Origin of the sequence: Achromobacter sp. GbtcB20 (assembly GCF_019091095.1) — a bacterium.
Taxonomy (GTDB): Bacteria; Pseudomonadota; Gammaproteobacteria; order Burkholderiales; family Burkholderiaceae_B; genus Achromobacter; species Achromobacter mucicolens.
In genome coordinates, this window is the sequence record NZ_JAGXJZ010000001.1 from 382,743 (window position 1) to 406,587 (window position 23,845).

The following is a 23,845-nucleotide window of genomic DNA, read 5'->3' on the forward strand; positions in this document are numbered from 1 at the left end:
GCCACAGCCGCTATGGCTCGAACAAGGGCGCCAACGGCATCAGCGGGCCATATTTCTTCAGTTTTTCCCAGTTCTCGGCCGCTTGACGCAGCTCCTCGTTCTTGCGCGCTTCCTCCAGGATTTCATCGATGCGCGGCGCCAGCGCCACGGACAGGTCGATGATGTCGTAAGCGGTATAGCCGCGCTCCCAGCGCGCACGCAAGGTCACGTCGTCACCTTTGGCGCGCATGGCGCGCGTGCCTTCCTTCAGTAGCGCCTTGCGCTGATCCGCATTGAGCCGCTCGGCGAACGAAATGCCCGCGACCAGCCCTTGCACCACCCCTTTCTCGCGATACCCGGTGGTGGCCGCCACCTCGCTCGCGACGCTGCGGCTGATGACTTTCGGCGCCAGGTTCTCGCGTATCCAGCTGCGGCTCAACCGCAGCAACCCGGCTGCCAGACCATGGCCAAAGCCCGTGCGCATCCCTTCCGCACGCGCCGCTTCCTGCGCCTCGGCATACGTCATGGCGAACTGCACCATCAGCATGATCGCGTCCTGCGGCCCGGGCATCAGAAAGTCCGCGACCCAGCCCGCGGCGCTGCCGATCTTGCCGAGCGCCGAAGCGGTACGTCCCGACACCTTCAAGAGTGAACCGGCTTCCTCGGCCACGACCGTGCTGGCGGCGGTGGCGGGCACCGCGGTGGACGCCTTTCCATACCGCGCTTCCAATTCCGCCATGCGGGGCGGTCCCGAGCCGACCTTCGGCGCCTCGCCGGGCACGCGAGGCTTGGTGGCGGGCTGTTCGACAGGCAGTTGCGGCAAGGACGATTTGGGGCGAGGCCGCACCGCGGTTTCGGGATGCTGGATGAACTTTTCGTCGGGCAATCCGGCCTGCACGGCGGGCTGGCGCATGCTGGACAACGACCGGTAGTGACCCGAGCCGTCGTTCCAGGATTTGACCTTGCCCGCCTCGAATTCCACCTGTCCTGCCCAGTTGACGCGCCCGCCGCGGGCCGCTTCGGTGTGGCCCAGCGGGTTCATCGTGTTTTTGGCCTTGACCGCGTAGATTTCTCCGTCTTTGACGACAAAGTCATAGTTACCGCGCGCGGTCCTGCCATATTTCCCGCCGACCTCCCGCCACGTGCCGTTCACGTTCTGCAGCTTGATGACGTTGCGCGACGACCCGAACGCGGGCGCGTCCCGCGGCAGATTGCCGTACGTCGGCCCGCTGGGCTCGCGCTGCAACAGGCGAGGGCCCTGCGCGCTGATCGATGACTGCTGGACCACATGGGCGAGTTCGTGTGCCAGCAGCGCTTGGCCCGCGGCGGTGCCGGGTGCGTATTGGCCTGAGCCCAGGACGATGTGATGGCCGATTGTGAAGGCGCGGGCTTGGACGGCGCGGGCTGATGCGCCAGCCCGCGCGTCCGAATGCAGCCGGACGTGGCTGAAATCTTTCTGGAATCGCGGCTCCATGAACGCGCGGGTATCGGCGTCAAGGGGATGGCCGTCGGCCGCCAGCACGTTGGCAAGCGGCAACGTGTCGGTCACCGATGCCGCATTGCGCGCGTCGGCCGGGTGCAGGGGGATCGGCGAAAAGCCCTGCGCGGGGTCAAGCCGTGGGCTGCGCATCACCTGTTCGGACGCCCGCTGCGCTTCCTGCTCCGATGCATCGCCTGACCGTGACATGGCCAGGCGGGCATCGGCGGGATGCACCGCTGCGGTTCGTGCGCGCCGTTCGGGCGGTGCGGGGTGAAAAGCCGCTTTGGGCTTCTGTACGAAAGCGCGCATGAGGTCGCTCCTTTCGTTCGGCCTGTTGAAAGCCGGGAATTCAACATGCGGTGTTGGGCCCGGCAGGGGATGCGATCTCAGGCGGGCAACGCCGATTATTGTGCGCCTTTTCCAGGGCACGCGCACCACCTGCATAGAGGAGAGCGCAAGAACCGGATAGCCGCTGCGCCGCGCGGTTCCGACAATGGCGGCACGCTATTCACCCAGGACAAACATCATGCCCCTCTTGCAAGGCAAAGTCGCCCTCATCACCGGCGCATCGTCCGGCATCGGACGCGCCGCCGCATTGCTATTCAGTGCCGAAGGCGCCGACGTCGTGCTCAATGCCCGAGGCGAGGCGGCCCTGGACGCCGTGGCCGCCAGCATCCGCGACCGGGGCGGGCGGGTGCGTACCGTCGTGGGCGACGCCAGCCAGCCCGACACGCACGCGCGATTGATTGCCGAGGCGAATGACGCCTTCGGTGGCCTGGACATCGCCTTCAACAACGCCGGCGCCACGGGCCCGCTTGGCCCGCTGGCCGACATCAGCTTTGCCGATTGGCAAGCCACGATCGACGTGAATCTCACCGCCGCCTTTCTAAGCAGCGCCCATCAGATACCCGCCATGCTGGAGCGCGGCGGCGGCGCCATCATCTTCACGTCCAGCTTCGTGGGCACCAGCGTCGGATTGCCCGGCATGGCGGCCTACGGCGCGGCCAAGGCGGGGCTGATGGGGCTGGTCAAGGGCATCGCCGCGGACTACGGCGGCCAAGGCATCCGGGCAAATGCGCTGATGCCGGGCGGTGTGGACACGGCGATGGCCGGAGACGCTGCTCAGAAGGAGTGGGCCGCAGGATTGCACGCCATGAAGCGGATTGCGCGGCCAGAAGAAATTGCGTCGGCCGCCTTGTTCCTGGCCAGCCCGATGGCAAGTTTCGTCACCGGCTCCGCGCTGTTTGCCGACGGAGGAAACGCGGCGGTGAAATGATGATGAACACGCCGTGGCGCCGGGCAGTTTCTGTAATACTGCGGCTTCGTCGCTTTGGCGTGAATCGGACCTCATCCGGCTTCGCGCCATCCCTCCCAGCGCCTGGATGACCGGTCATGTCTGAACACCATCAATTCATCTTCCCCCGCGATTTCCATCTGGCGCCGCCCGACTGGCCCGCCCTGCAAGCGCGGCTGCTGGAAGGCGGTTACGTCCTGCCCCCGCAAGGCGACAACATTCCCTACAGCGCCAGCCGCGACAGCTTTGACGAAGCCGACGCGGCTTGGCATAGCGTCCAATACTGTCTGGGTCCGGCGGCCCGGCCCTACCTCAGCGCCGCGGTCAGGGACGATTACGACGCGGATCCCCGGAACTTCCCGATCCTGCTGCTGGCGTTTGACGGCGCGAACCCGCGCGTCATGGTCGGCGAGAATCTATGCGCACCCAGCCCCCCGGGATCGAACGAACCCGCCTCTCCCATGCCGGCCGACGCGCATGTGGACTTCATCGGCCAAGCCTACGAGAACCCGGCCGCGCAATGGCACTGCGAACAGAGCGAACGCAGCTACCGCATTCTTGAGCTGGACTGGCACTACAGCCTGGCGATGGGGTTTCGAATGGTGCGCTGTGAAGGGCTGGACCGGGAAAGCGCGCAAGGCCTGGCGCGGTTGATTGGCGAGCTGACAGGGCAAGTGATGGGCTGCAGTCACCGGCATCTTTGATGGCGAATCGGCGCGTGGTTCACCGGCCTGCGGCCAGAGACAATTCGATACGCAACGTGTTGCGGACCCTGGCGTCTTCGTCCATGCTGAATGGCATTGCTGTGCCGGACCAACCGGCACTACAGACCCCGGCGCTACAGACCCATTCTCAAGGAGCGATATGTCGATTCAAACGTTAGGCCGTTGCAGTGTCTTGTTGTTTCTCGCGGCGTTGAATGCAGGCTGCTCCTCGGTCGTCGGCGAGTGCGGCATGCTGCGCAGCAGCTGCATGTATGAAGGTCAGTACGAGTCAGGCGAGGAAGGCTACGCGGAAGACGAAGCGAAGCGCTTGAACAAGGAGTCGACGGACCGGCTGCGCCGAAGCTCGGGCGATTGATTGGAAGCGATTGATTGGAAGCGATTGATTGGCAGGCGCTTGATGGGTAGGCGGCTGGCGTGCGCGCGGCACGCCAGAGGCCCGCGAAATTGAAACGACCCTATTCAGGCGCGGTGGCCGCGAACCGCGCCGCCAGTTGATCGCAGTGGCGCGCCAGGATCGCCGCGTCCACGCCCACCGCCGTATACAGGCTTCCTGCAGCCATGTAGCGCCGTGCCAACGTTTCATCCGTGGTCAGCACGCCCGGCGCCTTGCCCGCCGCGCGCACCCGGCGAATGGCTTGTTCGACGGCCGCCACCAAGTTGGGATGCTGCGGCTCGCCGGGATATCCCAGGCTGGCCGCCAGGTCGGCTGGCCCGATGAACACGCCGTCCACGCCGTCCACCGCAATGATGGCGTCAAGATTCTCCAGCGCTTCGCCGGTCTCGGCCTGAACCAGGAGGCAAAGCTCTTCCTCGCAGCGGCGCATGTAGTCGGGCACCCGTCCGTAGCGCGTGGCGCGCATGGTGCCGCTTACGCCGCGCACGCCGCGTGGCGCATAGCGCATGCCGGCCACGGCACTTTCGGCCTCGGCTGCGTTTTGCACATAGGGCAGCAAGAGCGTCTGCGCGCCAATGTCCAGGTATTGCTTGATCTGCACCTTGTCGTTCCACGACGGGCGCACGACCGGATGGCTGCCATAGGCGGCCGCGGCCTGCAGCTGCGCCATGACGGTGGGCAACAGCGCCGGCGTGTGCTCGGTGTCCAGCAGCAGCCAATCGAAGCCGCTGGCCGCCACCAGCTCGGTGCTGTTCGGATGGGCAAGCGTGACCCAAAGTCCCGTCTGGTGACGCTGCTCGCGCAGCGCGCGCTTGAACGTATTGATCGGAAGTTTCACGTCTTGTCCTAGGAAAAGTGCACCGAAATGCTGCCGAGCTTGCCGTAGTCGGCATGCAGCGTGTCGCCCCGCTTGACCGCGACCGTGCGGGTGAACGACCCCGCCAGCACGATTTGCCCTGCAGCCAGGCCGGTGTCGTGCAGGGCCAGCTTGTTGGCCAGCCACGCAATCCCCAGCGCCGGATGCCCCAGGACCGCGGCGGATACGCCCGATTCCTCGATCACGCCGTTCTTCAAGAGCAGGGCGCCCACCCAACGCAGATCCACGTCCATCGGACGCACGGGCCGGCCGCCCAACACGATGCCGGCGCATGCGGCGTTGTCGGCAATGTTGTCGACGATGCGGCGCGGATACTTGCTCCGTCCGTCGATCAGCTCCAGCGCCGGCACCACGTAATCCGTGGCATCCAGTACGTCAAACAGGCTTACGTCCGGCCCGCGCAGCGGCTTGCCCAGTACGAACGCCAGTTCCACCTCGACGCGCGGCACGATGAGCTTGTCGGTCGGAATCGTCTCGCCGTCCTGATAGAACATCGTGTCCAGCAGATGGCCGTAGTCCGGCTCGTCGATGCCGACGGTGCTCTGCATCGCCTTGGACGTGAGGCCGATTTTGTGGCCGCGCAGTTTGGCGCCCGCAGCCAGCTTGTCGTCGATGATCCGCTTCTGAATCGCGTAGGCGTCCGCGATCTCGATGTCCGGAAAGACCTGGTCCAGTTGCGTGGTGGGCACGCCGCTGCGCTCTGCTTCCAGCAGCAGGCTCGCGGCGCGGTCGCGGTCTTTTTCATTCAGCATGTCGGCTCCTTATGCGGACACGGCCGGTTCATCGGCCACGGGATTGGACAGGACGCCGATGCCGGCGACTTCCACCTCGACCACGTCGCCGGGTTTCAGGAAGCGCGGCGGCGTGAAGCGCACGCCCGCGCCAATCGGCGTGCCGGTTGAGATCACGTCCCCTGGCTTGAGCGTGGTCCAGATGGAGATGTAGCGGATCAGCTCGGCGAACGGGAACATCAGGTTCTCGGTGGTGTCCTGCTGTCGCAGTTCGCCGTTCACGCGCGTGCTGACCGTGAGCGGCGCGGCCGGATCGAATTCATCCGCGGTTACCAGCCACGGTCCCATCGAACCGCTGGCGTCGAAGTTCTTGCCTTGGGTCACATTGAACTTGCCGTGCTTGAGCCAGTCGCGCACCGTGCCTTCGTTCAAGCACGTCAGACCCGCGACATGGCGCCAGGCGTCTGCCGCGGCAATGCGGCGGCCGGCCTTGCCGATCACGATGGCGATCTCGCCCTCGTAGTCCAGTTGTTCGGACTCCGGCGGACGCAGCAAGGGTTCTCCATGCCCCACGAAAGATCCCGGAAAACGTGGGAACACGCTGGGGTAGGCAGGCGGCGCGCTGCCGTCCTGGTATTCCTCGTTGCGCTTGCCGTAGTTCACGCCCACGCAGATGATCTTCTCGGGGGCGGGGATGGGAGGCAGCAGACGCACCTGATCCAGCCGGTGCGTCGCGGGCAGCGACTCGGCCAGGCGCGCCAGCGCAGGCAGATCGCCGGCTTGCAGCGCGGCCTGCAAGCTGTCGTGGCCGTGGCCGTCCAGCGCTACGATCTCGTTCTGGCCACGCAGCGCGCCAAAGCGCGCCTGGCCATCATGCGTAAAACTGAGCAGTTTCATTCGTCGAATCCAAAAAGGTGCGCGGGGTTGTCGACCAGGATCTTCTTGAGCGTGGCCTGATCGCCGGCATAGCGCGCCAACTGATCGAGCAGCCGGCCTTCGTTGGGCGTGGCTTTCACCGACACCGGATGCGGCCAGTCGCTGCCCCACACCACGCGGTCCGGGTTCGCGGCGATCAGCGCCTGGGCCAGCGGGATCACATCGTCCCAGGGCTCGCCCGTGCGCGAGATCTTCTCCGTCAACGACAGCATCACCCAGAAGTTGCCGCGCGAGAGCAGCGACTCCAGCAAGCGTCGCGTGGGGTCGGCGGCGCCCGCGCCCGGGTCCGCCCGGCCCATGTGGTCCAGCAGCACGGGGATTTCCAGGTTTTGGAACTGTGCTGCCTGCGCCATCATGCCGTCGGGTTCGGGCTGGAACTTGGCGTACCAGCCCAGCTCGTGGATGCGGGCGATGGCGCGGTCGAAGACCTCGGGCGCCATGCTGATGCCCAGCCCCTGGCGCGTGAAGCGCGCGCCGCGCACACCGGCGTCGTGCAGCTTCTGGATATAGGCGTCGTCGCATTCGGCCAGCACCACGGCATTCGCGCAGCCGCGATACGACGGGCCAGCTGCGGCCAGTCCGTCCAGCACCACCTGATGATCGGCGCCGTACGTGGTGGCTTGCACGATCACGCCGCGCTGGATACCCAGCAGCCGGTGCAGGCCCTGCGCCGTCTCGATGGTCGCACTAGGCATCTCATAGGCCGCGCCCGGACGCACCGGGTAGCGGTCGGCGGGGCCGAACACGTGGAATTGGCTATCGCACGATCCGGGCGGCAGGCGATAGGCCGGCGCGGTCGGGTTGGGATTGAAGGCTTGATATTGCGGCATCGTCCGGCTCCTTTATTCGATCACGGCCACGAAGTCGCACTCGATGAGCTTGTCGCCATCCAGGTCCGCCTGAATGGTGTGACGCGCCGGACGATTCTGCGCATCCGGAAAGGCTTGCAACCACACGGCATTGAGCGCCGCGCGCTGGCTGCGGTCGCGCATCCACACCGTCATCTTGGCGATGTGATCCAGCGAGCCGCCGCCCGCCTGCACGATGCGGCGCACGTGGTCGAACATCAGCTCGCATTGGCGTTCCAGCGAGTCGCCGTAGGCGCCCGTCGCGGGGTCCGTGCCCTGGATGCTGCCCGAATACAGCATGGGCCCGATCCGGCAGGCGGCGGGAATGGGGTTCTTGTGGCTGAAGCCTTCGGCATAGATGCTGCGTCTGCTCATGGCGTTTTCCGTCTCAGTCGAAGTGTCGGGGAAGGGGGGCGGCGTTGCCGCGCCCCGGGGTTCAGTGGGCTGCCGGGCTGGCTGCTCAGTTTTCGGGTCAGTTGTCGGCTCAGGCGGCCGCTCAGTTCGCCGTGATGCCGGCACGCTTGATGATCGGCGTCCAGCGCGCATCTTCCGCGGCCAGATAGCGCGTGAATTCCTCCGGAGAGCTGCCGCGCGCTTGTGCGCCCAGATCGTCAAAGCGCTGGATGATCGTCGGCTGCGCCAGGATCTTGGTCAGCGCCTCGCTCAGCTTGTTCAGCACCTCGGGCGGCGTGCCCTTCGGGGCCAACAATCCAGTGAACGTCGCCGCTTCCATGCCCGGCACGCCGGCTTCCGCAAACGTTGGCACGTCCGGCATCGATGGCACGCGCTTGGCCGTGGTTACGGCCAGCGCGCGCAGCCGGCCTTCCTTGACGTAAGGCAACGCCACCGAAATCTGGTCGAAATTGAAATCCACCTGGCCGCCCAGCAGATCCGTCGTCGCGGGTGCATTGCCCTTGTATTGCGCCGTCGTCCAGCGCGCCCCGGTCAGCGACTGCAGCAGTTCGCTCACCAGGTGATTCGTCGTCCCCGCGCCGGGCGATGCCATGTTCAGCTTGCCCGGCTCCTTCTTGGCCAGCGCCAGCAGCTCTTCCAGATTCTTGGCCTTGAGCTCCGGCCGCACCTGCAACACCAGTGGCGTATAGGACACCGAACTGATCGGCGCAAAGTCCCGGTCCCATTTGTAGGCGTCGCGCTTGAAGATCAGCGGCGAAAACAGCAGGGGACCGTTGGCCGCCATGAACAGCGTGTAGCCATCCGGTTCCGACCGCGCCACCTGCTCGCCGGCAATCATGCCGCCCGCGCCCGGTTTGTTCTCCACGATGAACGGCTGTCCCAGCGCCGCCTGCAACCCCGGCGCGATCAGCCGCGCCGCCACGTCCACATTCCCGCCGGGCGGGTAGGGCACAACGATCTTCACGGGTTTGTCGGGCCAGGCGGCGTGCGCCATCGAGGTAAGGACGGTCAGCGCCACTGTGGCGCAGGCGCGGAGCGCGGTGCGGTTCATGGTGAGTCTCCTGTGCGTGTCATCGCGTTTTGTTTGTTTGTTGACACTCTAGGAATTTGCGCCGCGCTGAACAACGGCAATTTTTCAAAAAGGTCCGGATATTGGACTCTTTTGGAACGCTGGGTTAGGCGCTCCTTTCGATCGGCCCCTGCTTCACGGGAAAATGACGCTCGGCGCACGAAGTCCGCATGGACGCGCCCTTAAACTGATGTTCAATATCCGGACTACGGAGCGAGACGACCATGCACTTTCCCGCCAGTGACCTGAACCCCGAGCAGACCTACCGCCTGATGAGCGGCATCATCGTGCCCCGGCCGATCGCCTGGATCAGCAGCGTCAACGCCCACGGTGTCGTCAACCTGGCCCCCTTCAGTTGCTACACCTTCGTGTCCAACCAGCCGCCCATGATTGGCGTGAACATCGGCAGAAAGGCCGGCCAGCGCAAAGACACCGGCCGCAACATCATGGAAAACGGCCATTTCGTCGTAAACATTGCCGACGAAACCCTGCTGGACCCGTTGCACGAAAGCGCTCAGGAACATCCGCCTGAAGTCAGCGAAGCCGATTTGCTGGGCCTGCCCGTCATCCCCGGCGTGGTGGTCGCCACCCCCCGCCTGGCCGCCGCGCCCATCAGTCTGGAATGCCGGCTGCACAGCGTCACGCCGTTCGGCAACACCGGCGCCGAATTCTTTGTGGGTGAAGTCGTGATGTTCCACATCCGCGAGGGCCTGATGCAAGACGGCAAGATCGACACCGCAATGCTGCGCCCCATCTGCCGCATCGGCGGGCCAAACTATGCATCGCTGGGCGAAATCATCACCAAGCGGGGCATCGTCCAAACGGCAAAGTCCGTCATGAAACCGGAGGCCGCATGAGCGGCTCCGAGGATAAAAGCGCGGCCGGCGCCCAGACCGTCCGGCGCGCATTGGCTTTGCTGCGATTGATCGCGTGCGGGCAGGAACGGGGAGTGCGCTTGGTGGACCTGGAGCGCATGTCCGGCCTGAACCGGCCGACCGTGCATCGGCTGCTCAAGACCTTGGTGCAGGAAGAGGCGGTAGAACAGGACCCGGAGACGCGCCGGTATTTGATCGGCCAGGAAATCACTTTGCTCGGGCTGGCGCGAACGCGGCGGTTCCCGTTGTTGACGCTGGCCGATCCCTATATGACGGAGCTTGCGGATCAAGTCGGGGATACCGTGTTTCTTAGCATCCGGCATGGGCATGACTCGATCTGCATTGGGCGCCGCACGGGAAGGCATCCGATACAGGTGTTGTCGATCGAGGTGGGCGTTCGACGACCGCTTGGGATCGGGGTCTCCGGGGTGGCGTTGTTGGCCAGCCTGGACGCAGACGACAGCACGCGGCTGGTGCGCAGTAATGCGGCGCGGTTGGAGGTGTTGGGCGAGCGGGTAGAGGACGTGATCGCGCGGGTCGATGCAGCCCGCCGCGAGGGTTTGGCACATGCGCCCGTGGGCCTGATGCCGGGGACCAGTGCGGTGGCCGTGCCGATCATGTCGGCTACAGGGGAAGCGCTCGGGGCGATTACGGTGACGGCGATGGCGGAACGGTTGGGGGCTGGGAGGTTCGGAGAGGTCGTGGACCGGATGAGGCAGGCGGTGGCCGGGATTGCGGCAAGGTGGGGACAGGTCTCGGCTCGGGCGTGACGGGCCCGCACGCAAGGCAGACTAGGCGGCTGCCGGTCTGGCTGTGCGCGTGCGGCGCAGCTCGACCACTTGCTCGCCGCCTACGGCACGCGCGCGCAGCTGGCCACAGCCGCCGTCCACATCCTGCCCCGCGCTATTCCTGACTTTGGTCAGCACGCCACGGCTGTGCAGATAGCGGACGATTTCGCGGGTGCGCTCGGCATCGGGGCGCTGGTAAGTATCGCCTTCAAGACTATTGAACGGAATAACGTTGAGCACGCCGTACTTGCCCTTGAGCAAATCCGCGACCGCATCGAGTTCGTCGTCGCCGTCGTTGACGCCCTTGAGCAGCGTCCATTGATACTGAATCGGATAGTCGGTGTCGCGAGCATATCGCTCGCCAAGTTCGATCAGTGCTTCTGGCGAAATTTTGGGCGCGCGTGGCAGCAGATGCTCTCGCAACTCGGCTTTGGTCGTGTGTAGCGACAGCGCCAGTGCAGGCTTGACGCGTTGCCGCGGCAGCGCGTCGAACACGCGCTGGTCTCCCACGGTGGAGAACACGAGATTCTTGTGCCCGATATTGCCTTCGGTGCCGAGCAGGTCGATGGCTTCGAGCACGTTGTCGAGGTTGTGCGCCGGTTCACCCATGCCCATGAAAACGACCTTCTTCACCGCACGTTGACGCCGCGCCAGCACGACCTGGGCAAGGATTTCCATGCTGGTGACCTGACGAATCAGGCCGGTCTTGCCGGTCATGCAGAAGCGGCAACCGACCGCACAGCCGACCTGGGTGGACACGCACAGTCCGTCGCGCGGCAACAGCACGCTTTCCACCATCTGCCCGTCGGCCAGTTCGACAAGCAAGCGCGAACCGTCGCTGCCGGCGTGTTCGGAGCGGATGCGGGCAAGGCCGTCCAGTTCCGCCGTCAAGGCGGGCACGGCGTCGCGAACCGCGAGGGGCAGAAAATGCTCCGCGCTACGCCGCCGCGTGCCGGTGTCGAGCGCTTGTCCTTGCAGCCAGACGCGCATGACCCGCCCGCGGTGAACGGGCAGCGCGCCGAGGGCGGCGAGGCGTTGGTCGAAGTCAGAGAAGCGCATGGGGAGCGGATTTTACTTTGGTCGTGGGAATGGGCTGGGGGCGTCTGACCCCCAGCCTTAAAAATCCCCCAGAAATTCCTCAGGGTCGGCTTCGACCTCAGCGATTGATCCCGTCAGTAGCGCGGTGAAGCTTGGCGCCACCCACGTGATCTGATCCGGGTCGTGGGTGAATGCGATGATCTGCCCCGGTGTGCCGGATTCGCTTGGGGAGTGGTCGACCATCAGCAGCATCGTTGCGCCGCCAAAGCTGGCGAAGGGGAGCCAGCCCGGGTGAAACCAGCCGTCCCTGATGCGCGCATCGCGCGGTTCTGGCTCCATATATCCGGCATATCGCGGCGCGCGGTCCGCCATCCGTGCTCGTCCCGCAATCGCCTTTTCCAGCGGCAGAAAATCATAGGCCGTCAGATAGCCTGGCCGCATGAATACCGGCACATCGCGTTCGGCCCCATTGGCCAGAAGCCAAGCCTGCCTGGCGTGCGCAGAGATGGGGAAACCAAGTTCCGCCTCGACCGCTTCAAGCCCTGATGCCGCCGCACCCGGGTTGAGGTGTAGCGCGTGGCCATGTGCGTCGCATACCGCACGAACCCGATCAAGATAATGGGAAAAATCCATCGCCGCAGGCGGTCCTTTTCAGTATTACGCAGCTTGCGGCAAGAAAAACCGATCCTTCAATTCCTGCAATCCGATCCGCTCCAACATCTCGGTCAAGCGCTGCGCGGGCTTACGCGTCGGCAGGTTTTTATATTGCGCGATGATCAGCTCATTCTTCATCGAATGCTCCCAGCCGACCAGCTCGGTCACGCTGACCTGATATCCGTGCGCCTCAAGCTGCAGGCACCGCAGCACATTCGTAATCTGGCTACCAAACTCCCGCGTATGCAGCGGATGCCGCCAGATCTCAGCCAACGGATCCGCCAGTGCTTTTGCTTTGTTCTTGCGCAGCACCGACGCCACCTCGGCCTGGCAGCACGGCACGACCACGATGTATTTGGCCTTCTTCTCCAACGCAAAGTGAATCGCGTCGTCGGTAGCCGTATTGCAGGCGTGCAGGGCGGTCACCACGTCTATCGACGCGGGCAGTTTGTCCGAAGTGATCGACTCCGCCACCGACAGGTTCAGGAACGACATGCCGCCAAAGCCCAGCCGCTTGGCCAGATCTTCCGACGACTTCACCAGTTCTTCGCGGGTTTCGATCCCGTAGATATGGGAGCCGTTCTTCAGCGCCTCGGGCTGATCCTTGAAGAACAGGTCATACAGGATGAAGCCCAGATACGACTTGCCCGCGCCGTGGTCGGCCAGGGTGACGGCGCCGCGTTGGTCTTGGACATCCTTGAGCAGCGGCTCGATGAACTGGAACAGGTGATAGACCTGCTTCAATTTGCGGCGGCTGTCCTGGTTCATCTTGCCGTCGCGGGTCAGGATGTGCAGGGCCTTGAGCAGTTCGATCGACTGGCCGGGGCGGATGTCGTGGGTTTTTTCGGACATGGGGAAAGGCAAAGCGCCCCGCTGGGGCGGGGCGCGTGTAGGTGCGGGAAGGGACAGTGTAACAAGCCGATCCTTCCGCGTGTCTGACACCAGCCGATCCTTCCGCGTGTCTGACACCCATATGAGCAGGCAAGGGAACCCAAGCGAGCGTATGCGGGTGTCAGACACCGGCTGAATGTAGGGCGCCCCGCGTCAGACCGTCACCAGCTCCGGCTCACCCAAATTCAGCATCAACCGGTTCGCCCACGCAAAGATCGCGTCCGAATGCAGCAGATCCAGGATCTCGCCGTCATTCAGGCCCACATCCTTCAGCGCCTGGATGCTGGCCGCGTTGACGTCGGCCTGCGCCTCGGTGATCTGGATCGAGAACTTGCCGATCGCCTGTTCACGCTTGGTCGTGCCAGCCGTGACCGGATCCTCAAACACCTGCCCAATCACGTCATTGCGTTTGGCCAGTTGCTCGAACCGCTGCGCGTGCACCGACGCGCAGTACACGCAGCCGTTTACGCGCGACACCACCGTGGCGCCCAGTTCGCGCTCGGCGCGCGACAGGCCGCCCGGTGCGTACATGATGGCGTTGAAGGCCGTGGAGCGTTGGCGCAGGATTTCGGGCTGGTGGACCAGGAACAGGTAATAGTCCGAGACCTTGGCCTTGGGGTGGCTTTCTTCCAGGACGGCGATCTGTTCGGGGGTGGCGGTGTCGACGTTGACGACGTCCAGCCATGCCTTCCATTCCAGGACTTCGTTGGTGAAGCCATGGGCCTTGATGACGGCGCCGGGTTCGGTGTTGCCGGGGTTGATGACGGACGTGGCATCCGCGGCGCCAGCACCCGCCTCAAGCCCTTCAGCCGCTTTCATCGCGACCAATCCGGCCACCAGGCGCGTTTGATACGACAGGAACGCGATCAGCTGCGACAGCGTGACGACGGCCGGGGTGGAAACCCCCGCAGCCGGCAGCGTCTTCAACGCGGCTTCGTCGCCTTCGACCGGCTTTTCGATCAGCTTGCGGGTGAATTCCAGGATGGCGGCCAGGCGCGGGTCGGCGGCATCGGCCGGCTTGCCGGATTCGGCGACGGCGATGTCCGCGGCCGGCACGCCGGCCTCGACCGCACGGGCGCGATAGTGCGCGGCCAACAGCGGCGACGGCGTGATGCGCGTGGCGTACAGCGCGACTAGCAGGCGGTCGGCCAGGGGCAGGCCGGGCAGCGCGGGGTCGAAGAGGGCGTCGTAGCTGCCTTGCGTGGCGGCGGCGACCTTGTCGCGCTTGTGGCGCACGTCAAAAGTCGAAGTGCCGGGCGTGAGGCCCACGAGCTGGTCGACGATGTCTTTGCTGATGTCGTAGACGATCGGTTGTTGTGCCATTGAGGAGGTCTCCTAAAGTTTCGTTCAGCGGACGTTGCCCGAGGCATCGTTCGCGGTCGCTGCCGGCTTGCCAGCCGCCGCGCCCTTGGCCTTTACCGCCGCGTCCAGGAACGTCTTCACGCCTTCCCAGGATTCCTGGTCGGCGCGGGCGTTGTCCTTGGGGTTGCCGCCGCTGGTGCTGATCTTGCCCGACACGGGGTGGGCATACACGAGCTGGGTGGTGGGCACGTAGGGGAACAGGATCGAGTGGCCGCCGTTTTCGTAGTCCAGCCACTGGACCGGGTACGGGTGCCGCACTTCGGTCAGCTTGTCCTGCACCATCTTCGAGTACAGGCTGGACGGCCACGAGCCGTCGTCCGTGCCGGACAGCAGCATGACCGGGCCTTCGATGTCCTCCACGCGGATGCGCGCGCGCGCCACGGCGTCCGGGTCCTGCAAGGCCGTCAAAATGGCTTTCTCGTGGCGATGGGGCGCGGGGCCTTCATCGAACGGGGCCCAGGTGGCCGTGCGGTTGTTTTCCCAGACGTGGGGGATGGGCTTGCCGCCCAGCAGCCAGGTCGGGCCTTCGCGGCCGATCTTGGGGTCGCAGGCGTTCTGGCCGCTGTGCACGACGGCGCCGGGCACGTAGGCCACCACTGCCGACACTTCCTTCGGGAAGGTGGCGCCCAGCAGCAGCACCAGTTCGCCGCCGCGCGACTGGCCGCTGATGGCGACGAAGTCGTGCAGGGGCTGGACCTTCTTGCGCAACCAGCGCAGGCCCGTCTGGAAGTACTCCAGCGGGGTGTTGGAAATGTAGTCCGACAGGCCGGGCGCCTTGAAGTACGCCAGCGCGAAGGCGGCGTAGCCGCGCGAGGCGTACAGGGCGGCGCGCGGTTCGTTGATGCCGCCGCCGGACCCGTTCAGGATCATGACGGAGGGATGCGAGCCCGGGGCGCTGCCGGCGGGCAGGTACAGGGTGCCGACCAGGCCTTCCTCGCGGACCTCGACACGCGTGACGCCGTCGGCCGCCAGGCGTTGGGTGAAGCTGCCGCGCGCCTCGGCGCCTTCGACGCGGACCACCACTTCGGTGACGAGGGCATCGGTCACCGGCTGGTTGAAGTACTCGCGGCTCTTGCCGTCATCGGGAGACTGCGCCCAGATCAGGCCCATCGGGGCCAGGCCGGTGTAGTCGCCCGAGACGGGCGCGTCGCGGGTCAGATCGACGGCGCCGTCCTCGCCTGCCGTGTAGGCGGCCTGGGCTTGCCAGAGCACGCCGTTGCGGCGGGTGAGGGCGGTGATCTCGACGGTGGCGCCGGGCGCGACGTGTTCGACGCGGATCTGGCGCGGGACGTCGATCAGGGCGTCCGCGGGGCTGATGTGCAGGGTCGGCGCCATGGCTTACTTGTCCGAGACCTTGGTGACCATCATGGCGGCCGTGCGGTCGCTGGTCATCGGGGTAACCTTCAGACCCTTCTTGGTGGCCCAGATGTTCTTGTAGTGGAACAGCGGGATAATGCCGACGTCGTCGGACACGAGCTTGACGGAGTCGCGCAGGATGGCTTCACGCTTGGCCACGTCGAATTCCGAGGTGGATTGCTCCAGCGCTGTGTCGACCTTGGGGTTCGTGTAGTGGCCCCAGTTGGAGGCGCCCAGGCCCTTCTTGGCGTCGACGGTGGCCAGGATGTTGACCAGCGCGTAGCTGGCTTCGCCGGTGCCGTTGCCCCATGCCAGCATGCTGACGGCGAATTCGTTCTTGTTGGCGCGGCCCGAGTACACGGCCCACGGCACGACTTCCACCTGGGTCTTGACGCCCACGCGGGTCCAGAACTGCGCCACCGCCTGGGCCGTTTCCGGGCCTTGCGGGTAGCGGTCGTTGGGCACGTGCATGGTCAACTTGAAACCGTCGGGAAAGCCCGCTTCGGCCAGCAGCTTCTTGGCTTGCGCGACGTCGTTGGGGATGTCCTTGATCTCGGGGTTGTAGCCGAAGGTGCCCTTGGGCATCCACTGGTTGGCTTCCGTGGCGGCGCCTTGCAGGATGCGGTCGGCGATGGCCTTGCGGTTGATGGCCAGGTTCAGCGCCTGGCGCACGCGCACGTCCAGGAGCGGGTTCTTGTCCAGCGGCTTGCCGTTGTTGTCGGTGATGTACTGGTTGGGCGCGGGGTTGAAGCTGGGTTGCAGCAGCATGACGCGCAGGCCGTCGTACGGGTAGACCGAGATGTTGGCGGCCTTCTCCAGCTTGGCCAGATCGGACACCGACACCTTGTCGATCACGTCCACGTCGCCGGCCAAGAGGGCGGCGGTGCGAGCGGCGGCGTTGTTGATGTAGCGGTAGTTGACCTTCTCCCAGATCTGCTTGTCGCCCCAGTAGGCGTCGTTGCGTTCCATCAGGACGCGGTCGCCGGGCGTGTAGGAGACGAACTTGTAGGGGCCAGTGCCGACCATGGCCTTGCCCGAGTTGTAGTCTTCGGTCGAAGACTTTTCACCGACGTGCTTGCTGACGACGTGGATGGACGCCAGGTTCAGCGGCAGGTCGGGGTTGGGGGCCTTGGTCTTGATGATGAGGGTCAGCGGATCCTTGGCGGTCATCGTGTCGATGGTGCGCAGGTAACCGGCGTAGGTGGCGACGCTGCCCGGCACGCCGCGGGCGCGGGTGTAGGAGTAGATCAGGTCGTCGGCGGTGAACGGCGTGCCGTCCTGCCACTTGACGCCTTCACGCAGCTTGAATTCCCAGGTGGTGTTGTCCAGCGGCTTCCAGCTCACGGCCAGGCCCGGCTGCAGCTTGTTCCACTTGTTCTCGATCAGCAGATCCCAGAAGTGCAGGGCCACCGAACGATCGCCGGCGTGGTTGTTCAGCTGCGGGTCCAGCGACGACAGCGGGTCGGCAAAGCCGATCGACAGGTTGTCCGCGGAGGCGGCGGCCGAGGCGCCCAGGATGGCGGCGGTGAGGGTCGAGAGAATCAGGCGTTTCATTGTCCGGGATCCTTGGTGAAGGGGGAACGGTGTGGGTCCAGCGGCCGCGGCGGTCGTGCCGCGGCCAGTGATCGTCAGGCCATGTCGTTCAGGTGACAGGCGCTCAGGTGGTTGATGGCGATTCCCTTCAACGTGGGAACCTCGGTCTTGCAGCGCGGCATCGCGTGCGGACATCGCGGATGGAAATGGCAGCCGGTGGGCGGATTGAGCGGGCTGGGAATCTCGCCCTTGATCGCGGTGAAGGTCTTGTGGCGCGATTTCAGGCTGGGGATTTCGGCCAGCAGGGCTTGCGTGTAAGGGTGGTTGGGACGCCGGAAGACTTCTTCCACCGTCGCCGTTTCCACGACGCGGCCCAGGTACATGATGACCACGCGATCGGACAGGTGTTCGACCACGCCCAGGTCATGGCTGATGAACAGATACGTCAGGTTCAGTTCTTCGCGCAGGTCCATGAACAGGTTCAGGATCTGCGCCTGGATCGAGACGTCCAGCGCGGCCACGGCTTCGTCGCAGACCAGCATCGACGGCTGCACCGCCAGCGCGCGGGCGATGCCGATGCGCTGGCGCTGGCCGCCGCTGAACTGGTGCGGGTAGCGCTGGCGCAGCGACGGATCCAGGCCCGCGCGTTCCAATTGCGCGCTGACGTAGTCGTCGAAGTCGCCGTTGCCGACCAGGCCGTGGATGCGGGCGGCCTCGCCCACGATCTCGTCCACGCGCAGGCGCGGGTTGAGACTGGCGTAGGGATCCTGGAAGATCATCTGCACCTTCAGGCGCGCGGCGTGGGCCTCGGCCGCATTCATGTCCGCAGGGCGCACGCCATTGATGCGGACCTCGCCGCCCGAGGGCGTGAGCAGCCCCGCCGCGATGCGGCCCAGCGTGGACTTGCCGCAGCCGGATTCACCGACCAGGCCGACGACCTCGCCGGGATTCACGATCAGATCGACGTGGTCCACGGCGCGCGTGATGGCGGGCGGCTTGGACAGGCCAAGCGACTGCATGGCGCGGCCGGCGGCGCCGACCTTGCGTTCGCCAAAGCGCTTGCTGACCTGACGCAGGTCGATCAGTGGCGTGGGGGCGTTGGCGGTGGAGGTGGCGCTCATGCCGCCACCTCGCGGTGGATCTGGATGGAAGGATGAAAGCAGCGCACGTTGTGTTGGGGTAAGGCTTCGGTGATGCCGGGTTGCTGGCCGCAGGCGGCGGTGGCGCGCGCGCAGCGCGCTGCGAAGGCACAGCCGGCCGGCAGGTGCAGCAGGTTCGGCGTCATGCCGGGAATCTGGCGCAGGCGCTGGCCGCGCGCATTGTTGCTGGGCAGGCTGTCGATCAGGCCCACGGTGTAGGGGTGCTGCGGACGGTCCAGCACGTCGTCGACCTTGCCGTGTTCGACGATGCGCCCGGCATACATGACGGCCACTTCGTCGGCAAGGCCCGCCACCACCGACAGGTCGTGGGTGATCCAGATAAGGCTGGTGCCGTGCTGCTGGGCCAGCTTCTGCACTTCGGACAGGATCTGCGCCTGGATGGTGACGTCCAGCGCGGTGGTCGGTTCGTCGGCAATGATGAGGTCCGGCCGGTGCAGCATGGCAATGGCAATCGCCACGCGCTGGCGCATGCCGCCCGACAGCTGGTGCGGATAGGCGAGCAAGCGTTCCTCGGGGCTGGGGATGCCCATCATGCCCAGCGTGTCGCGCGCCAGGATGCGGGCTTGGGCGCTGCTCATCTTGTTATGCGCGCGCACCGTCTCGATCATCTGCACGTCCACCCGCAGCACGGGATTCAGCGTCATCATCGGATCCTGAAAGATCATGGCGATGCGGTTGCCCTGCAGGCGGCGCAGTTCGCGCGGGGGCAGCGTGGTCAGGTCGCGGCCCTGGAACAGGACCTGGCCGCCCACGATGCGGCCCGGCGCGTCGACCAGACCCATGATGGAAAAGCCCGTCACGGACTTGCCCGAGCCGGATTCGCCGACCAGACCCAGGATCTTGCCGCGTGGCAAGGTGAAAGAGACGTCGTCCACGGCGGGCAGCACGCCCGCGCGGGTGTGGAAGTGCGTGCGCAGGTTGCGCACTTCAAGCGTGGCCGGCGCGCCAGCCGAGGCAGAGCGGTCGGTCATTTGTGGGTCCTCGGGTTCAGCACGTCGCGCAGGCGGTCGCCAACCAGGTTGATCGCCACGATGGTGATGAGCAGCGCGATGCCGGGGTAGAAGCTGATCCAGTATTCGCCGGACAGCATGTATTGGAAGCCGTTGGAAATCAGCAGGCCCAGCGACGGTTCGGTCACGGGCACGCCCAGTCCCAGGAAGCTCAGCGTGGCTTCCAGCGTGATGGCGCGCGCAATCTGCAGCGTGCCGATGACGATCAGCGGCGGCAGGCAGTTGGGCAGGATGTGCTTCAACATGATCCGCCAGTTGGGAATGTCCAGGCAGCGGGCGGCTTCCACGTACTCGCGGCGGCGCTCGACCAGGGCCTGGCCGCGCGCGGTGCGGGCATAGTAGGCCCATTCCAGGATCACCAGCGTCAGCACCACGTTGCCCACGCCCTTGCCCAGATAAGCCAGGATCATCATCGCGACCAGGATCGACGGGAAGGACAGGATCAGGTCCACGAGACGCATGATGAAGGCGTCGACCTTGCCGCCGGCGTAGGCGGCCAACAGGCCCAGCAGCGTGCCGATGATGCCGGCGATCAGCGCCGAGCCCACGCCCACCATCAGGCTGATGCGCAGGCCATACAGGATGCCCGACAGCAGGTCACGGCCCTGGCCGTCGGTGCCCAGCCAGTAGTGGAACGTGTCCAGGCCATTCATGGAACCCGGCGGCAGGCGCGAATCCAGTACGTCGATCTGCAGCAGGTCATAGGGATTCTGCGGCGAGATCCACGGCGCCAGCACGGCGGCCAGGATCAGCAGAGTGGCGACAACCAGGCCCAGCACGGCCGTCTTGGACGACATGAACTCGGCAAGGTTGCGGCGCCACGGCGACTCGCGGCGCAGGGCGGGCGCCTGCGCGGTTTGGGATACGGAACTCATGCCGTGGCCTCCAGCCGTACCCGGGGGTCCAGCACTTTGTACAGAATGTCGACGATCAGGTTCAGCGTCACGAACAGGCACACCACCACGATCAGATAGGCCACGATCACGGGGCGGTCCAGCGCGTTCAGGCTGTCCAGGATCAGCTTGCCGGCGCCGGGCCACGCAAAGATGCTTTCGGTGATGACGGCAAATGCGATGGTCGAGCCCAGCTCCAGGCCCAGCACCGTCACCAGCGGGATCATGGTGTTGCGCAGCACGTGGACACAGACCACGCGAAACGGCGACAGGCCCTTGGCGCGCGCGAACTTCACGAAGTCCAGCGGCATCACGTCGCGCACGCCGGCGCGGGTCAGGCGGATCACCAGGGATATCTTGAAGAGCGACAGGTTGAACGCCGGCAGGATCAGGTGGCGCCAGCCATCTGCCGTGAGCCACGACCACTGAAAGCCCAGGAACTCCACCGTCTGGCCGCGGCCGCTGGCGGGCAGCCAGCCCAGCGACACGCTGAACGCCATGATGAGCATCAGCGCCACCCAGAAGGTAGGCAGCGAAAAGCCGACGATGCTGCCCGCCATGATCATCTTGGCCGCGCGGCTGTCCGGATACAGACCGGCAAACAGGCCCAGCGGCAGGCCGATGATGACGGCAAAGGACAGGGCGGTGATGGCCAGTTCAAGCGTGGCCGGCAGGCGCTGGATCACCAGTTCGATCGCCGGAATGTTGTAGACGAAGCTGTTGCCCAGGTTGCCGTGCAGCGCGCCGTTCAGAAAGGCCAGGTATTGCTGCCAAAGCGGCTTGTCCAGCCCCAGTTCGGCGATGATGCGCGCGCGGTCCACCTGGTCCACGTCCTGGCCGATCAGGATGTCCACGGGGTTGCCGATGGCGTGCAGGCCCACGAAGACGATCAGCGTCATCAGGAACACGACCACCGCAGCCTGCGCCACGCGGCGTAGCAGCCATGCGGTCATTGCGCGGTCTCCGCCTGCGAAGCCGTGGCCGGTGCGGCGGCCGGCGTCCACTCGTCACCGAACACTTCGGGCTCCGAGAACGCTTCCATGTTGGCGTAGTGCGTCACCACGTCTTCGCGGTAGAACAGGCCGGCGATGCCTTGCGCCAGGCGCTTGGCGCCTTCGCTGATGGCGGGGATGTCGCCCGAGATCGTGCCGTGCGTCAGCGCGGCGGGGTACGAAAAACAGTGCACGCGATCCAGGCCCGGGCAGGCGCCGGGGACTTTCTCCTGCAGTTCGAACACCGGTCCCAGGTCAGGCGAGTCATGCAGTTCCTGGTCCTCCTCGCCGGGCGGCGGCGTGTAGCGGTCGCCCCAGGCGCGCACGTGAGGCGCCAGCGGCGCGAACTCCGGCCGCACGGTCCAATCGATGCGAAAGCCCGTGGAGAAGATCAGGAAGTCCAGCTTGAACACGCCCTTGGGCGTGGTGACATGGATCTCGTCATCGACCAGGGCCAGGTCCAGCACGCCACAGCCCAGGTTGAAGAACGCATTGGGATGGCGCGACACGCGCAGCGTGCTGCCGCGCGGGGGCGGCACTTGCGCGGCGTTGATGTAGTGGCGGATCTTCCACTTCCATTCGTCCGGCAGCGTCAGGTGGCCGTGGGTCAGGCCCGGGTTGCCCGCGCCCTTGCCCTTGTTGATGCGCGGGATGTCATTGCGGCGTATCAGCAGATCGACGCTGGCGGCGCCGGCTTCCAGCGCGGTCGCCGCGCTGTCCATGGCGGACGCGCCCGCGCCCACGACGCCAACGCGCTTGCCCGCCAGCGTGTTGTAGTCCATCACGTCGGACGAATGCGCCCAGCGGTCGCGCGGCAGCTTCTTTGCAAAGTCGGGCACGTACGCGCCGCCCAGGCCGTCGCGGCCGGTGGCCAGCACGACGCGGCGAGCCAGGACGGTCGTGCGTCCGGCCGGCGACTGGATGTCCAGCGCAACCAGCTGATCGGCGCGCGGCTGCACGGACAGGATGCGGTGTTCGTTGCGCACGTCCAGGTTCAGCACGCGGCGGTACCAGCGCAGATAGTCCATCCACTGCAGGCGGGGGATCTTGTCCAGCGCTTCCCAGGCCTCCTGGCCGAATTGCGCCTCGAACCAGGCGCGGAAGGTCAGTGCGGGCAGGCCCAGCGCGGGACCAGTCAGTTGCTTGGGCGAGCGCAGCGTTTCCATGCGGGCCGTCGTGGCCCACGGGCCTTCGTAGCCTTCGGGCGCCTGATCGAAGATCGGCGCATCGATGCCCAGGTGCTTCAGAGACGCCGCTGCGGCCAAGCCGGCCATGCCGCCGCCGATGATCGCCACATCCAGCACCTGCTGGCCGTCGACCAGCCGGGGCGTCACCCAGTTCTTGGCGGGAATTTCCAGCCAGGAGAGGTCTTGCCGAAGGCGCGCCTCCAGGGCGGGCAGGCCTTGCGGCGGGGTGGCGAGGGGCAGATTCATGATGCGGGTGTTTCCATGACAGGGGCGTCATCGCCGTAGATCGACTGCAGCAGCGCCGAATGCTCGGACGCGTCGTGCAGCACAAAGCCGGGCAGCAGGTCTGCGGCGGCTTCGGCCAACGCGTCGGCCATCGCCTGGCAGGCGGGCGACAGCGTTTGCGACTGCGGGGTGATGACCCCAAAGAAGAAAGGAATGTCCAGATCGATGGGACGGATCGCCACGCCCGCCATCGGCGAACCATAGGCGGTCACGGGTTCCAGCACCGATACGCCCAGGCCCGCGCGGACCGCGGCCAGGGCGTTGACGGACGAATTGGTTTCGATGGTGCCCAGCGCCTGCACGTTGTGCGCGAGGGCCGCGTCCAGCCGGCGGCGCAGGCGATAGGGGTTGGCCATGGTGATGAGGCGGCGTCCGGCCAGCGCCGATACCGGCACCACGGCGTGGCGCGCGGCGGGATCGTCTTCGGGCAATGCCGCCACGCAAGGCGCCTGTGCAATCCAGTGCACGGTCAGGCCGCGGTGCTCCAGCGGCAGGCTGGTCGCGCCCAACTGCGCGGCGCCCGACAGCACGGCGTGCACCACGCGCTCGGGCGAGGCGCTGCGCAACTGCACGCGGGCGGGTCCAAGCCGGTCTTCGATGCGTTTGAGGGCGGCCGGCACCAGGCCGGCGGCAAGGGCGGAAGTGGCAGCCATCAACAGCGGCTGCGCCTGACCGCGCGCAATTTCGTCGGCCCGGCTGCGGATCTGCTGCAGGCTGGACAACGCGCGTTCAACGTCGTCGTAGAGCAGGAAGCCCTGTTCGGTGGGCGTCACGCGAGGACCGCTGCGGTTAAACAGGGGATAGCCGATTTCGGCCTCCAATTCCTGCAGCAACCGGCTGATCGCAGGCTGCGAGCGTCCCAGCAGCCGTCCGGCCGCGGTGACGCTGCCGGTGGACATGACGGCCGCGAAGGCCTCGAGTTGACGAAGTTCCATTGGTCTTGATTTATGCCAAGGACGAATTCTGGCCGCTCGAGTATGCGCTTTGCAAATAATAAAAGCGCATAAGCAAATTCCCTAATGGGGTTTTCCTTAGGGAAGTTGATAACTTCGCGTTATTTCAATTGCTTAGCTT

General features: G+C 65.7%; 24 protein-coding genes. 5 read left to right on the forward strand and 19 right to left on the reverse strand.

Features of this window, described 5'->3' with window-relative positions; translation table 11 throughout:
* Positions 1-10: 10 nt before the first annotated feature.
* Positions 11-1,768 (reverse strand): DUF4157 domain-containing protein, encoded by a 1,758-nt coding sequence (locus tag KVT32_RS01760; protein WP_254636716.1) that lies wholly within the window; start codon positions 1,766-1,768, stop codon positions 11-13.
* Between the two features lie 217 nt (positions 1,769-1,985).
* Between KVT32_RS01760 and KVT32_RS01765 the strand changes: the two genes are divergently transcribed.
* The 3 genes from KVT32_RS01765 to KVT32_RS01775 all read left to right on the forward strand — a co-directional run bounded on the left by KVT32_RS01765 (position 1,986) and on the right by KVT32_RS01775 (position 3,833).
* Positions 1,986-2,735, forward strand: coding sequence for an SDR family oxidoreductase (locus tag KVT32_RS01765; protein ID WP_217617576.1), 750 nt, complete (start codon positions 1,986-1,988; stop codon positions 2,733-2,735).
* Positions 2,736-2,851: 116 nt separating this feature from the next.
* A complete protein-coding gene (locus tag KVT32_RS01770) occupies positions 2,852-3,457 on the forward strand; it encodes a hypothetical protein (protein ID WP_217617577.1) in 606 nt (201 codons plus the stop codon).
* Positions 3,458-3,617: 160 nt separating this feature from the next.
* On the forward strand, positions 3,618-3,833 hold the full coding sequence (locus tag KVT32_RS01775; RefSeq protein WP_056319125.1) for a hypothetical protein: 216 nt from the start codon (positions 3,618-3,620) through the stop codon (positions 3,831-3,833).
* Positions 3,834-3,933: 100 nt separating this feature from the next.
* On the opposite strand, the gene KVT32_RS01780 is transcribed toward KVT32_RS01775, so the two are convergent.
* From KVT32_RS01780 to KVT32_RS01805, 6 genes are all read right to left on the reverse strand, one after another.
* Complete coding sequence (locus KVT32_RS01780; RefSeq protein WP_217617578.1) at positions 3,934-4,710, reverse strand: aldolase/citrate lyase family protein; 777 nt, start codon at positions 4,708-4,710, stop codon at positions 3,934-3,936.
* 8 nt (positions 4,711-4,718) lie between these two features.
* Positions 4,719-5,501, reverse strand: a complete 783-nt coding sequence (gene hpaH / locus KVT32_RS01785; RefSeq protein WP_056319129.1) for a 2-oxo-hept-4-ene-1,7-dioate hydratase — start codon at positions 5,499-5,501, stop codon at positions 4,719-4,721.
* A 9-nt stretch (positions 5,502-5,510) separates the two neighbouring features.
* The gene (locus KVT32_RS01790) at positions 5,511-6,377 is read right to left on the reverse strand and encodes a fumarylacetoacetate hydrolase family protein (RefSeq protein ID WP_175155702.1); all 867 of its coding nucleotides are present in this window, start codon (positions 6,375-6,377) and stop codon (positions 5,511-5,513) included.
* The gene (locus KVT32_RS01795; protein ID WP_217617579.1) at positions 6,374-7,246 is read right to left on the reverse strand and encodes an amidohydrolase; all 873 of its coding nucleotides are present in this window, start codon (positions 7,244-7,246) and stop codon (positions 6,374-6,376) included. Before KVT32_RS01795 ends, KVT32_RS01790 begins: the two co-directional genes overlap by 4 nt.
* Positions 7,247-7,258: 12 nt before the next feature.
* Positions 7,259-7,639: a RidA family protein gene (locus KVT32_RS01800; protein WP_217617580.1), complete on the reverse strand. Its 381-nt coding sequence runs from the start codon at positions 7,637-7,639 to the stop codon at positions 7,259-7,261.
* A gap of 121 nt (positions 7,640-7,760) precedes the next feature.
* Positions 7,761-8,729, reverse strand: a complete 969-nt coding sequence (locus tag KVT32_RS01805) for a tripartite tricarboxylate transporter substrate binding protein (RefSeq protein ID WP_062841059.1) — start codon at positions 8,727-8,729, stop codon at positions 7,761-7,763.
* A 242-nt stretch (positions 8,730-8,971) separates the two neighbouring features.
* Here KVT32_RS01805 and KVT32_RS01810 point away from each other — a divergent pair, with 242 nt between their 5' ends.
* On the forward strand, positions 8,972-9,604 hold the full coding sequence (locus KVT32_RS01810; protein WP_152384680.1) for a flavin reductase family protein: 633 nt from the start codon (positions 8,972-8,974) through the stop codon (positions 9,602-9,604).
* Positions 9,601-10,392 carry an IclR family transcriptional regulator gene (locus KVT32_RS01815; RefSeq protein WP_217617581.1) on the forward strand — a complete coding sequence of 264 codons (792 nt, stop codon included), beginning with the start codon at positions 9,601-9,603 and terminating at the stop codon, positions 10,390-10,392. Before KVT32_RS01810 ends, KVT32_RS01815 begins: the two co-directional genes overlap by 4 nt.
* A 21-nt stretch (positions 10,393-10,413) precedes the next feature.
* Here KVT32_RS01815 and KVT32_RS01820 read toward each other — a convergent pair whose 3' ends face one another.
* The 12 genes from KVT32_RS01820 to KVT32_RS01875 form a co-directional block, all read right to left on the reverse strand.
* Positions 10,414-11,469 carry an RNA methyltransferase gene (locus KVT32_RS01820; RefSeq protein ID WP_217617582.1) on the reverse strand — a complete coding sequence of 352 codons (1,056 nt, stop codon included), beginning with the start codon at positions 11,467-11,469 and terminating at the stop codon, positions 10,414-10,416.
* A gap of 57 nt (positions 11,470-11,526) precedes the next feature.
* Positions 11,527-12,081: an SMI1/KNR4 family protein gene (locus KVT32_RS01825; RefSeq protein ID WP_217617583.1), complete on the reverse strand. Its 555-nt coding sequence runs from the start codon at positions 12,079-12,081 to the stop codon at positions 11,527-11,529.
* 24 nt (positions 12,082-12,105) lie between these two features.
* Positions 12,106-12,954, reverse strand: a complete 849-nt coding sequence (locus KVT32_RS01830; RefSeq protein ID WP_128828897.1) for an SAM-dependent methyltransferase — start codon at positions 12,952-12,954, stop codon at positions 12,106-12,108.
* A 192-nt stretch (positions 12,955-13,146) separates the two neighbouring features.
* Entirely contained in the window at positions 13,147-14,316 is a 1,170-nt protein-coding gene (locus KVT32_RS01835) for a CMD domain protein (RefSeq protein WP_152384676.1), read from the reverse strand.
* 24 nt (positions 14,317-14,340) lie between these two features.
* Entirely contained in the window at positions 14,341-15,690 is a 1,350-nt protein-coding gene (locus KVT32_RS01840; protein ID WP_152384675.1) for an acyl-CoA thioesterase/bile acid-CoA:amino acid N-acyltransferase family protein, read from the reverse strand.
* 3 nt (positions 15,691-15,693) lie between these two features.
* On the reverse strand, positions 15,694-17,265 hold the full coding sequence (locus KVT32_RS01845; protein ID WP_056319159.1) for an ABC transporter substrate-binding protein: 1,572 nt from the start codon (positions 17,263-17,265) through the stop codon (positions 15,694-15,696).
* Between the two features lie 74 nt (positions 17,266-17,339).
* Positions 17,340-18,365: an ABC transporter ATP-binding protein gene (locus KVT32_RS01850; RefSeq protein WP_152384674.1), complete on the reverse strand. Its 1,026-nt coding sequence runs from the start codon at positions 18,363-18,365 to the stop codon at positions 17,340-17,342.
* On the reverse strand, positions 18,362-19,375 hold the full coding sequence (locus tag KVT32_RS01855; RefSeq protein WP_152384673.1) for an ABC transporter ATP-binding protein: 1,014 nt from the start codon (positions 19,373-19,375) through the stop codon (positions 18,362-18,364). Before KVT32_RS01855 ends, KVT32_RS01850 begins: the two co-directional genes overlap by 4 nt.
* Complete coding sequence (locus KVT32_RS01860; protein ID WP_056319169.1) at positions 19,372-20,289, reverse strand: ABC transporter permease; 918 nt, start codon at positions 20,287-20,289, stop codon at positions 19,372-19,374. Before KVT32_RS01860 ends, KVT32_RS01855 begins: the two co-directional genes overlap by 4 nt.
* On the reverse strand, positions 20,286-21,260 hold the full coding sequence (locus KVT32_RS01865; RefSeq protein WP_152384672.1) for an ABC transporter permease: 975 nt from the start codon (positions 21,258-21,260) through the stop codon (positions 20,286-20,288). Before KVT32_RS01865 ends, KVT32_RS01860 begins: the two co-directional genes overlap by 4 nt.
* Positions 21,257-22,732 carry an NAD(P)/FAD-dependent oxidoreductase gene (locus tag KVT32_RS01870; RefSeq protein WP_152384671.1) on the reverse strand — a complete coding sequence of 492 codons (1,476 nt, stop codon included), beginning with the start codon at positions 22,730-22,732 and terminating at the stop codon, positions 21,257-21,259. The genes KVT32_RS01865 and KVT32_RS01870 overlap by 4 nt, the downstream gene beginning before the upstream one ends.
* Complete coding sequence (locus KVT32_RS01875; protein ID WP_142054871.1) at positions 22,729-23,706, reverse strand: LysR family transcriptional regulator; 978 nt, start codon at positions 23,704-23,706, stop codon at positions 22,729-22,731. Before KVT32_RS01875 ends, KVT32_RS01870 begins: the two co-directional genes overlap by 4 nt.
* Positions 23,707-23,845 lie beyond the last annotated feature (139 nt).